Genomic DNA, 12,297 nt, shown 5'->3' with positions numbered 1-12,297 from the left:
GGATAGCGTTTTCTCTGCGACATTGAATGTCGTCATAATTCAAAGATCAATAAAAAACCAGACAACCTAAATTATCTGGTGATTAGTAAAACACTTTATCTTGTTAAGTGCTTTAGTTGTCACGCCATAAGGCATGCTCACACACCTCACAACACCAACGCTCTTTTGAGCGCATAAAAGGAATGTCTGCAGGTGTTTCTAGAGGACAAACGTAACCACAGTACTCGCATCGCACATCATCTAAATAAGCAAAACACTCACCTATTGTTTGAAACAAGATATGAGAACTGATGTCGTACTTCTGACAAACTGATATTACGTGTGCAATATAATTACCTTGATTGTTGTATGCCCAGTAATCGCCACAGATATTTAAATCTCGTGTATTCTGCGTCATGCTAGGCTGAAGCTTAACACTCATAGTATTCTCCTCAGTACGCATAGCCAGGCTGCGGTAATAGCTCATAAAGCTCACCCTGAAGCTGCTGACACATATCATTAACCACATACCCAATATTCACGTCCAAGCGTTTCTGTACCCACACACGCATCGCCATATGATTATCAAAGTACGTTTTTACTTCTAAAAAGCGTGCTAGATTAGAACCAGGCTGAATACATAGATCATAAATCAATATGTTGGCGATAGTATTGGCATCCTTACTGACATAGCCGCTAGGTTTAAATGCCGCATACAATTTATCGTAATTAATGGATTTCATTGTGACGTCTCCTTGTCGGTAGATACTTGAGCAATCTGACTGCGATTGACCAGAGCCTCAAATGCACTGCCATCTTGGCGGGTCATATTTGGCACATAGCGGCTATAAGTATTGAATAGCATCTTGGTCGTAGAGTGTCCCATTTGACTGGCAATCCATTCAGGACTTTCGCCAGCAGCTAACCATAGTGTTGCTGCAGTATGACGAGTCTGATAAGCATTACGCTTCTTCAGACCCAGAATCTTAAGAGTAGGGTGCCAAACACGCTTATTCACGTTGTTATAGTCAAGTGGCTCACCGGTATGTGCACAAAATACATAATCAGAGCGTCCATAAGTAATAGTTTGCTGTTCTTTTAGAGCATCGTAGACCCAAGGTGACATTTGAATCGCACGGTAAGACTCTTGAGTTTTAGGAGGAACAATTTTGCCTTTAACATAAGCTTGTTTGATCACAATTTCACGTCGATTAAAGTCAATGTTCTCCCACGTCAACCCATCAATCTCACTCGTACGCATCCCTGTGAAAAAACGTACCAGATAATAATTGCGATAGTCTGCTCTCACACCATTGATAAACGTCCAAACCTCATTCAGTGTGAATGGTTGAATATCTGTTTTAGGCTCTTTGAGCGCATTGATATCGTAGTAGGGATTATCAAATTGATAGCGTTTAGCTGCTTCTTTTAGTATCATACCTAAAGGTACCATTATCGAATTGATGCGTGCCGCTGACAGATGTTTGTTAGCTTTTCCGTACGTTACTTTGGCGAGCGATGAACGGAAGGCTAATACATCTGTCTTTTTTATAAGATGAATGGGTTTAGTCCCAAACTTAGCAATCAAGTACATATCAATAATCTCCTTTATTTTGCGCTTATAAGTATCACGCCATTCAATTTCTTTTTCAGAAAACCATAATTTTGCAAACTGCTCAAAGGAAGGTGTATTAGTGTTGATACATTCCTTGCGATCGTTCAACGCTACCATTTCTGCCGCTTTATCACTTTTTGGAAAGTACTTAGCGTAGTTGAACAGTCCTAGAATGATTTCTGCTTCCATTTTCTCAATCACCTTATCAAGCTTCTTGCAATTCGCCGGCGTGTCTGTAAGGTTTGTCGTCTCCCGACAGCGTATACCCATATAATAAAAATCGACAAATAGCATATTGCTCCCTTTGCGCCTTCTGATACTAGCCATCCTATTTCTCCTTATTGTAGTGCCATGGCGTTGATGCTACCGGCAATGCCAGTGCGCATATCTTTTTCAATCTCTTCCCAAATGTACAAAATCTTACGACCACCGAACGGGCGTATATAATGAATGCCTTCGATAAGCACACTATCCTTGAGCTCATTACGGATAGTACGAGGGTTATATTTGATGAGCTCAGAAAGCTCTTGGGTAGTTAGGTAGGTATGTGACATAATAAATTCCTTGTAAGCCAATTAAATAACTAGGTTGTTTTATCGAGATAACAAATAATTCTATAAAAGTAATTTGTTATTCGATAGAAGTACTTTACTAGCTATCGTTAGTCGATGCAAGTACTTTTTTAGTCTATTAAGGAATTATTAATGATTTTATGTAATTTACCAGTGCTACTAGCTGAACGTCGTATGAAGGTGGCAGATCTAATAAGAATGACAGGAATTAGCAAGTCGACAGTGCACAAGATCTATAACGAACAGACTTCAAGAATAGATTTTGACACTATGGATAAAATTTGTGAGGCACTAGATATTGAAGTAGGTGATTTATTTACTTATGTACCTAACGACTCGCTAGATAAAGAGAAGTAAATTAATTTTAAAGTGGTTTTAGATAATCTAGGGTAGAGGTCGAAAGTGCTACTCTGAAAGAAAGGCAAAATAGAGAGCAGGCGCAACTTAGGCACAATTTAGGCACACACGTTTTTTGATGACGTTTGCGGAAAGTGAGAAAAGAGGGAATTTGCATCGACGTATAGTTTCCTTTTTCGCTACAGCCCATATATTACAGACAAAAAAAGCCCCAATCGTGAGATTGGGGCTTTCTAAATATTTGGTAGGCATAAGCAGACTCGAACTGCTGACCTCTACCATGTCAAGGTAGCGCTCTAACCAACTGAGCTATACGCCTATTTAGGTTGAGCATTTTAGCAAGTTTCTCAGACTTTGCAAGTGTTTTTTATCGTAATTCTAATTTATTATCATAATATTTGGTATTGAGGCTTATATTAAGAGTTTTAGAAGAATTTTTGTGTATATTTTCTAAATATTTAATTTAATTGGTGTAGTTTTTATTGTTAATAAGAGGGCGAACCTTAATGGATAAGGGCCTATAACTGGTATGATATCTCTCTAACTGAAGTGAGAGTCATAATAGTAATGACTCAAAGTAAGTCATGCTTAATAGCGTTGAATAGAAACGAGACATAGTCGGAGAATAACATGGGCTTATTGGTCGATGGACAGTGGCAGGACAAATGGTATGACACAGAAGCCAATGGTGGCCGCTTTCAACGTGAGAATGCCGGTTTTAGGAACTGGGTGACCGTGGATGGCAATGCAGGACCAACAGGTATTGAGGGTTTTAAAGCCGAAGCTGACCGTTATCATCTATATGTGTCGCTCGCGTGTCCTTGGGCGCATCGTGCTTTGATTTATCGTAAGCTCAAAGGTTTGGAGGATATGATTGCACTGTCTGTCGTTCATCCCTTCATGGGAGAGAATGGTTGGACGTTTGCAGCGGGAGAGGAGGTTATTGGCGATCCGAATATCCATGCAGACTATGCCTATGAACTCTATATCAAGGCCAAGCCAGATTATACAGGTCGCGTCACGGTACCTATTTTATGGGATAAGAAGACCAATACCATCGTTAGTAATGAGTCGTCAGAAATCATCCGTATGTTTAATTCAGCCTTTGATGATGTGGGCGCAGTAGCAGGTAACTTTGTGCCAGCCGAGTTATTAACAGAAATCGACGATATCAATACCTTTGTCTATTCTACGATAAATAATGGCGTGTATAAAACTGGATTTTCGACCACACAAGAGGCCTACGAAGAGGCAGTGGTTGAGTTGTTTGCAGCACTAGATACGCTTGAAGGGCGCTTAGCAACTCAGCGTTATTTGGTAGGCAGTACGATCACTGAGGCCGATTGGCGACTGTTTACCACTTTGGTACGTTTCGACGCCGTTTATGTTGGGCATTTTAAATGTAATCTGCGTCGTATTGTTGATTATCCAAACCTTTGGAGCTATCTGCGTGATTTGTATCAAGTCGAAGGTATCGCAGAGACGGTGAATATGGTTCACATCAAGCAGCATTACTACACCAGTCACGCCAGTATTAATCCCACTCGTATCGTCCCTGTCGGTCCTGTGATTGATTTTATGACAGCGCATGATCGTGAGCAGCTGTAGATACTCATAGTTAGTACACGCAATAAATCTTTTTGTTTTAATAGAATGTCAGCACAAAAAAAGCCCCAGCTACTCATAAGCGGTTGGGGCTTTTTTACGATATGAAAAGTAGCTAAATACTAAGCGTTGTTTAGCTGACGGGCTGCTTCTAGAGCAAAGTAAGTCAAGATACCATCAGCACCTGCACGGCGGAAACCAATCAAAGATTCCAAAATCACTGCATCACTGAGCCAGCCGTTTTGAATAGCAGCCATATGCATGGCATATTCGCCAGATACTTGATAGGCAAAGGTTGGCACGCCAAAAGTGTCTTTAACTTCACGAATCAAATCAAGATACGGCTGGCCAGGTTTAATCATGACCATATCAGCGCCTTCATTGATGTCCATGGCCACTTCATGCAAGGCTTCAGCACGATTGCCAAAGTCCATTTGATATTGCTTTTTGTGTCCACCCTTTAAGTTGCCAGCACTACCGACAGCATCACGGAACGGGCCGTAGTAAGCAGACGCATATTTGGCAGAGTAGGCCATGATAGCCGTATTGACAAAACCTTCGGCTTCGAACGCATCGCGCATGGCTTTGATACGTCCATCCATCATGTCACTAGGGGAAATGATATCAGCGCCAGCACGAGCATGTACGAGTGCCTGCTTGACCAATACTTCGATAGTCGCATCATTGATGACGTAACCGCTGTCATCGAGTAGACCATCTTGACCGTGTGAGGTATAAGGGTCTAGCGCCACATCAGTCATCACAACCATTTCTGGTACAGCGTCTTTGACCGCTTTTATCGTACGTGCAGTCAGGGCGTTTTCGTCATAAGCAGCTCTGCCGTCCGGTGTCTTTAGTGAGTTATCAATGACAGGGAAAATGTCGATGGTCGTGACACCCTCTGCTAATAATTCTTTGGCATGTTTAATCAGTAGGTCAATTGATAGACGCTCGACACCTGGCATACTAGCGATAGTTTCGCGTTGATTTTCACCTTCTAAAACAAAGACGGGTGCGATGAAATGCTTAGGATGTAGCTCCACTTCACGAATCATGGCACGTACATTATCGTTATAACGTAGGCGACGCAGGCGAGTGGCAGGGTATTGGCGATTAAAGGTATAAGTCATGATTTGTCCTCATTAGATTTTAGTCATTGTTATTTATCAGCTTGATTAAATAAGCTGTTTTGAAGCATATGTTTTTTTATATCACGGACATTAATAAGTGGATAAAAGTATGTGTAAGCTAATTTGTCTACTATAACTAAAAGCGCCTTACAAAAGCAAAAAGCCCTACCAAGTCGGTAGGGCTTTTTGTACTTATCGACTATCAATGTGAAGGAAATTACCTCACACTATTTATGAGTGTTTAAGGCTCAACGATCTGCGTGACCGGTACTTGCTCAACGCTGGTTTCGTTATACGTCGTCTGTTTGGTAACGACTCCTACGGCAGCATCTTTTTTGCCATCATTATTGACGTCAACGACAGCGGTCGGCTCAAAGGTAGCCGTTTCCGATGGTTGCGCTTGTTTAATGGCGTTTGCTTCTTGTGCAGAAGCAACTCGCGCTGAGCTAGCCGCATCGATAGCATTTGTCGCTTTTGCTTTATTGCTATTGGCAGGTAGATTCACTAGTTGCACTAAGTTTTTATGCGGTACAGGAATCGCCGTTGGTACATCCAGATTGGCACCGCCACCCAGCACTTGGTATAGCTCGACTTGGCTCACAATTTTTTGTAGCTCTAAATCCAAAATACCTTGCTGCGTTGAGAACAATGAACGCTGTGCATCTAACACATCTAGATAGTTGGCAATACCTGCTTTAAAGCGTGCATCTGCTATCTGGAATGTTTGTTCAAAGTTATCTTGTAGACGGTATTGTGCTTCGAGCTGCTCACCAAGTGTGGCTCGTGTCGCGAGTACGTCTGACACTTCACGGAATGCGGTTTGGATAGATTTCTCGTAGCCTGCGAGCGTTTGTTCACGCTCAATTTTAGCCACATCATAATTGGCGTCTAAGCGACCAGCGTCAAAGATAGGCACGCTAATGCTTGGACCAAACGACCAACCGACAGCGCCGCTTTTGAATAAGTCATCTAAACTGCCGCTACTAACCCCAATGCTACTGGCTAAGCTGATAGACGGGAAATAAGACGCGCGTGCCACTTCGATATTGGCACCAGCGGCTTTTAGGTTGTATTCTGCTTGCAGTACATCTGGGCGATAACGTAGCAACTCACTTGGTAAGCCTGCACTAAATATCTGCTGGCTAGTGATGTTGCTGACTGCTGGTGTTGGAATTAGATTGGTTGGAATCGGTCCACCCACCAAGAACTGCAAGGCGTTACGTGATTTTAAAATGCTACTTTGTGCCCGTAGGACAGCAAGTTTGGCATTTTCTAATGACGCACTGGCTTGCAAAGATGGCAGCTTCGGATCAATGCCTGCTTCAAAGCGTTTATCAGCGATAAACAGAGACTTTTCACGACTTTCAACCGTGGCTTCTGCCAGCTTTAACTGCGCCAAGCTATAGCTCAAGTTGGCATAGCTCTGAGCGATGTTACTAATCAAGCTGATTTGGGTCGAGTCTTTGGCCGCTGTAGTGGCTAAGAAATTCTGTAGCGCTTGATCTTTTAAGCTAGCAATTTTGCCCCAAAAGTCCAACTCGTAATTAGCCAACCCTAGGTTGACGTTATAACTACTATTGGGGTTTTTGTCGGTTCTATTTTGTGCTTGACGCGTGTATCCACCATTACCATTAATCGCTGGTAGATCATTAAGATCGGTAATTTGATACTGTGCGCGTGCTTTCTCGATTGCTAAACGAGCACTCTCAAAGTCTTTGTTGTTCTCTAGCCCTAAAGCAATCAAGCCCTTTAAACGTTCGTCACTATAAAAATTCTGCCAGCGTTGACCCGCAATACTTGCTTGATCAGCGCTACTAACTGTTTCTTTATCGAATGCCCCGTAGGTTTGTTCGATAGGGATATTTGGCTCAGCAAGCACAGGGCGCATATCTGCTTTTGGAATCGTGTTACAAGCAGCCATGCTCATCGCTAAAACGGTCAAGCCGATTAGGCGACCAGCATTTCTGCGCATATGTGAGCCCGCTGGTTGCGCAGTGATAGCAATATTTGCTACCGCTGCTGAGTTGGTGTTATATATTTTCTGAACACTCATTGTGTATTGTCTCCAAAGCTTGCAGGCTGATAATTCTCAGAAGGCGTTGGGTCTTGTGGGTCAGGCGTACCATGACCATCATCTTTATCATTTGGTTTATTATTCTCGTATTTGTACGGGAACATACTACGTACCCAAATATAAAACATGGGAATAAAGAAGATACCTAACAATGTCGCGGTCACGACGCCACCTAGTACACTAGTACCAATGGCATTTTGACTGCCTGAACCAGGACCTGTGGCGATAAATAATGGCACAACACCCAGTCCAAAGGCAAGCGAGGTCATGATAATCGGGCGCAAACGTTGACGCGCGGCTGTCATAACGGCTTCTCTCAGACTATAGCCTTCCTCTTGGTGCTCTTTTGCAAACTCAATAATTAAGATAGCATTTTTAGCGGATAGACCAACGACTGTGAGTAGACCTACCTGCAAATAAATATCGTTATTAAAGCCACGTAGCCAAGTAAAGATGACTGCACCTAATACCCCAAGTGGAATGACCAATAGCACAGAGAAGGGGATAGACCAGCTTTCATACAAGGCTGCTAGACATAAGAATACCACCAAGATTGAAAGCGCGTATAGCATTGGCGCTTGTGCACCTGACTTTTGCTCTTCAAGTGACATACCCGTCCACTCATAGCCCACACCTTCAGGCAGATTCTCCATCATTGCTTCCATCGAACTCATCGCTTCACCCGTACTTAGACCGGGTGCAGCACTACCTTGAATATTCATCGATGGTAAGCTGTTATAACGGGTCAGACGCGGTGAGCCAGATTGCCATTCGCTGCTAGAGAACGCATCAAATGAAATCATTTCACCTACATCGTTGCGTACATACCATTTAGCAATATCTTCAGGGTTAGTGCGGCTGCTTGGTTCACCTTGAACAAAGACGCGTTTAATACGCCCGCGATCGACGAAGTCATTAATATAACTTGAGCCCCAAGCGGTAGAAATAACGCTATTAATACTAGCAAGTGACAAGCCATAAGCAGCGGCCTGCTCTTGATTAATATTCACTTTTAACTGCGGTGCATCTTCTTGACCATTTGGACGAACGCCCGCGACTTTGTCGTTTTGCGCAGCCATGCCAAGCAGCATATTACGTGCTTCGAGTAGACCCTCATGTCCAAGGTTACCCGTGTCTTGAATCATTAAGTCAAAACCACTGGCGTTACCAAGTTCGGTTATGGCTGGCGGTACAATCGCAAATACTTGTGCTTCATTTAATTGGGTAAAGAAGTAACCCATGGCGCGATCAGCGACAGCCTGTGCAGTGTTTTCTTCACCAGGACGATCAGCCCAATCCGATAAACGTACAAAGGCCAGTCCCATATTCTGCCCTTGTCCTGCAAAACTAAAACCTGCGATAGTAAAGACTGAAGCGATATTATCGCCTTCTTGGGTACTGTAATAATCACTGACTTTATCGAGCACTTCTTGCGTTTCATCAAGCGTCGCACCAGCAGGTAACTGAACCAAGGTAAACATAATACCTTGATCTTCTTCTGGTAAGAACGAGCCGGGAATACGTAAGAATACCACTGCCATAATACCGATAATGGCAGCATAAAGAATTAAGTATAGCCACTTCAAGCGGAAACTTTTGCCAACTAAATTCTCGTAACTACGACTGACTTTATAAAACGAGCGGTTAAACCAACCAAAGAAGCCTTTTTGCTCTTCTGTATTGCCTTTGTCATGGCTCTTGCTACGCTTGAGTAAGGTCACACAAAGGGCAGGGGTAAAAATAAGCGCCACTAAGGCCGATAGCACCATACTGGTAATCAAGGTGATAGAGAACTGACGATAAATCACACCTGTTGAGCCACCGAAGAATGCCATCGGTACGAATACGGCAGATAGAATCAGCGCAATACCAATAACGATTTTACTAATCTCGCCCATTGATTGTACGGTAGCATCCTTAATAGAGATATCAGGATCTTCTTCCAAGATACGCTCAACGTTTTCGACGACGACGATCGCATCATCGACCAACAGACCGATGGATAGTACCATGGCAAACATGGTCAAGACGTTAATACTAAAACCAGCGATGTAAAGTACAGCGAAGGTGCCAAGTAGTACGACAGGTACGGCAAGAGTAGGAATGATAGTCGCACGCCAGTTCTGTAAGAAAACGAACATAACGATAAATACGAGAACAATTGCCTCAAGCAGTGTCATAACCACTTGTTCGATAGACAAGCGCACAAATGGTGTGGTGTCATAAGGGATAACGGATGTTAGACCTGCTGGGAAGTTTGCTTCCAGCTCTGCCATACGAGCACCAACGGCTTCACGAGTTTCCAGTGCGTTTGCACCACCCGCCAATGAAATACCAAGACCAGCTGCTTCTTTACCATTGTATAGCGACACTACGCCGTAGTCTGCACTACCAATCTCAACCTCTGCCACATCACCTAAACGCACTTTTGCGCCAGCGGTATCGGTTTTTAATAGAATGTTTTTAAATTCATCAGGCGTTTGTAGGTAGCTTTGAACCGTGACAGTCGCATTGATAACCTGTTGACTGGTATCAGCAGGTGCTTGACCTAGCTGACCGGCAGATACTTGGGCGTTTTGTGCACGTACTGCCTCAACCACATCCGCTGGTACCATGTTATAGCTACGTAAGCGCGCCGGATCTAACCAAATGCGCATGGCATAAGCAGAACCGAAAACTTGTACTTCACCAACACCTTCCACACGGCTTAACTGGTCAACAACGTTTGAGTTGACATAATCGGCGATATCCGCACGATCCATACTGCCATCTTCAGAGATAAAACCTTGCACCATTAAAAAGCTGCTAGAGGATTTATTAACGTTGACGCCTTGACGCTGTACCGACTCGGGTAGTGAGCTCATGGCGGCTTGGAGTTTGTTCTGTACCTGTACCTGTGCAGTATCAGAATCTGTACCATTTTCGAAAGTGAGCGTAATGGATGCAGCACCATTCGAGGAGCTCGATGACGACATATACATCAGACCATCAAGACCCTTCATGCGTTGCTCAATAATCTGAACGACTGAATCTTCAACCGTCTGAGCATTAGCACCAGGATAGCTTGCGCTGACTGAAATCGTCGGTGGTGCAATACGTGGATACTGCTCAATCGGTAAGTTAATGACCGATATCACCCCGATGAGCATGACTAAAATAGCCATAACCCATGCAAAAATAGGGCGATTAATAAAAAAACGTGACATAGTATATTCCTAGTCTTCCTATCTTTGAATGGAATTAGTTAGCGGTAGACTCTGCTGGTTTCTGAGCAGTGGCATCTTTGCTAGCTGGCTTATCCATCGCTTTAGCAGCTTGCGGCGGCGTCTGGGCATTAGGGGCACCTTCTTTAGCTGGTGCTGGGTTTGGATTCTCTAATGGCTTAACGACCACCTCTTGTTCAGGCTTAACTTTTGAGCCGCCGATAACAACTATCTTGTCCCCTGCTTGTAAGCCGTCAGTGACAACCCACTGGCCTTTATAAGTGCCATTAATAGTGACAGGACGTACTTGGATTTTATTATTTTCATCAACGATGTAAACTTGCGTCTCACTTTTTGGTGTACGCATTACGGCGCTTTGCGGTACCAATGCAGCATTGGTAATCACGCTTTGTGTCAAACGTGCCGTCACATACATACCAGGCAGCAAGATGTTATTGCTGTTTGGAAAAATAGCACGCAAGGTCACAGCGCCTGTTGATTCATCAACTTTTGCTTCAGATAAAGCAAGCTTGCCGCGTGCTGGGTAGACTGAGCCATCTTCTAATACCAACTCAACCGAATTCATACCCGGCTGTGCTTTGCCTTCAGCGATTTGCTGACGCAGTTTTAATAGCTCAGAGGAAGATTGACTGATATCAACATAGATAGGATCCAAGCGTGAGATAGTCACCAGCGGATCAGCCTGACCTGCGCTGACCAAAGTACCAGCGGTGACACTAGAGCGGTCAGTACGACCTGACAGCGGGGCACGTACGATGGTACGGTTAAGATCTAGGTTACTAGCATCTAAACCCGCTTGAGCAGTTTGAATGCCTGCTTTTGCACTTTCGATGCCTGCTTGTGTCTGTCCAACAGCGGCGGCCGCACTTTGTACCGCTGCTTGTGCAGTACGTACTTGTGTTTGTGCCTGCTCATACTGCTGCTTTGAGATGGCGTCGATACTGACCAAGCCTTGTAAGCGCTGTAAATCATTTTGCGCTTGTGCCAATGATGCCTGACGGCTGGCTAGCTCGGCTTTTGCATTGGCATTATTTGCTTGTGCTGTCTGGTAATTTGCTTGTGCTTGTTGCACTGCTGCCTGACCACTGGTGACAGAAGAAGCGTAGTTATCAGTATTGATACGATAAAGTGGCTGGCCTTTTTTGACGTTGCCGCCTTCACGGAACAATACTTCGTCAATAACGCCATTAACTTGTGGGCGGACGTCGGCAGTCTGATAAGCCGTAGTACGTCCAGAAAAAGTCTGTACTTGGGGTACAGTATCGAGCGTGACAGTCTGGACGTTAACAACCGCAGGCGGCATCTGCTGCTGTGCGGCATCTGCGCCAGCGGCGTCCTCGTTTTTGTCACAGCCAATCAGTACAGCTCCAGATAGTACAGATGCTATTACAAGCGCAAGAGTAGAGTGCTTCATCAATGTCCTCGGCAATAGGTATAAAATAAGTAATGACAGTATAAAAAGTTTATCAATAAATCTAAGCGTATTGAATATAAAAATGAGTGTTGATTCTAATGATCTTTACTTTCTCGGCTAAGTTTGTTCTTAATAATATGAATTTAGCCAAACATCACTATTAGAACCTCTAATAGCGATATAAGTATCAAATATCGGTTTAAGAATCTTAAGCATCAAAGCTGTAGCCAAACCACAACCTTGATTAGTAAAGTTAACGAGTAATTATAAACTATCGGGATAACCCCACAGTCAAGTAGTTGAGCGCAGGATTTATGGTTAGAAATC

At 43.7% G+C, this 12,297-nt stretch carries 10 protein-coding genes and 1 tRNA gene; 2 read left to right on the top strand and 9 right to left on the bottom strand.

The features are described 5' to 3' along the window. Positions 1-112: 112 nt before the first annotated feature. From AK822_RS10175 to AK822_RS10160, 4 genes are read right to left on the bottom strand one after another with little or no spacing between them, the layout of a single operon-like run. On the bottom strand, positions 113-421 hold the full coding sequence (locus AK822_RS10175; protein WP_060491552.1) for a hypothetical protein: 309 nt from the start codon (positions 419-421) through the stop codon (positions 113-115). 10 nt (positions 422-431) lie between these two features. Continuing rightward, positions 432-722, bottom strand: coding sequence for a hypothetical protein (locus tag AK822_RS10170; protein ID WP_060491551.1), 291 nt, complete (start codon positions 720-722; stop codon positions 432-434). Continuing rightward, complete coding sequence (locus AK822_RS10165) at positions 719-1,921, bottom strand: Arm DNA-binding domain-containing protein (RefSeq protein WP_060491550.1); 1,203 nt, start codon at positions 1,919-1,921, stop codon at positions 719-721. The genes AK822_RS10170 and AK822_RS10165 overlap by 4 nt, the downstream gene beginning before the upstream one ends. Positions 1,922-1,932: 11 nt before the next feature. Further along, a complete protein-coding gene (locus AK822_RS10160; RefSeq protein WP_045447035.1) occupies positions 1,933-2,148 on the bottom strand; it encodes a hypothetical protein in 216 nt (71 codons plus the stop codon). A gap of 150 nt (positions 2,149-2,298) precedes the next feature. Here AK822_RS10160 and AK822_RS10155 point away from each other — a divergent pair, with 150 nt between their 5' ends. Further along, a complete protein-coding gene (locus AK822_RS10155; RefSeq protein WP_060491549.1) occupies positions 2,299-2,523 on the top strand; it encodes a helix-turn-helix domain-containing protein in 225 nt (74 codons plus the stop codon). A gap of 242 nt (positions 2,524-2,765) precedes the next feature. Here AK822_RS10155 and AK822_RS10150 read toward each other — a convergent pair. Then, a tRNA-Val gene (locus AK822_RS10150) sits at positions 2,766-2,842 on the bottom strand. Positions 2,843-3,153: 311 nt separating this feature from the next. On the opposite strand from AK822_RS10150, the gene AK822_RS10145 reads away from it, so the two are divergent. Next, positions 3,154-4,131 (top strand): glutathione S-transferase family protein, encoded by a 978-nt coding sequence (locus tag AK822_RS10145; protein ID WP_060491548.1) that lies wholly within the window; start codon positions 3,154-3,156, stop codon positions 4,129-4,131. A gap of 119 nt (positions 4,132-4,250) precedes the next feature. Here the strand turns inward: AK822_RS10145 and hemB are convergent, their stop codons facing one another. From hemB to AK822_RS10125, 4 genes are all read right to left on the bottom strand, one after another. Beyond that, complete coding sequence (gene hemB / locus AK822_RS10140; RefSeq protein ID WP_060491547.1) at positions 4,251-5,258, bottom strand: porphobilinogen synthase; 1,008 nt, start codon at positions 5,256-5,258, stop codon at positions 4,251-4,253. Positions 5,259-5,499: 241 nt separating this feature from the next. Beyond that, entirely contained in the window at positions 5,500-7,311 is a 1,812-nt protein-coding gene (locus AK822_RS10135) for an efflux transporter outer membrane subunit (protein ID WP_060491546.1), read from the bottom strand. Further along, positions 7,308-10,538: an efflux RND transporter permease subunit gene (locus AK822_RS10130; RefSeq protein ID WP_060491545.1), complete on the bottom strand. Its 3,231-nt coding sequence runs from the start codon at positions 10,536-10,538 to the stop codon at positions 7,308-7,310. The genes AK822_RS10135 and AK822_RS10130 overlap by 4 nt, the downstream gene beginning before the upstream one ends. A 34-nt stretch (positions 10,539-10,572) precedes the next feature. After that, complete coding sequence (locus AK822_RS10125) at positions 10,573-11,970, bottom strand: efflux RND transporter periplasmic adaptor subunit (protein WP_060491544.1); 1,398 nt, start codon at positions 11,968-11,970, stop codon at positions 10,573-10,575. Positions 11,971-12,297 lie beyond the last annotated feature (327 nt).

The sequence above is a fragment of the Psychrobacter sp. P11F6 genome, assembly GCF_001435295.1.
GTDB lineage: Bacteria > Pseudomonadota > Gammaproteobacteria > Pseudomonadales > Moraxellaceae > Psychrobacter.
This window is presented reverse-complemented; position numbering and strand designations above follow the sequence as displayed.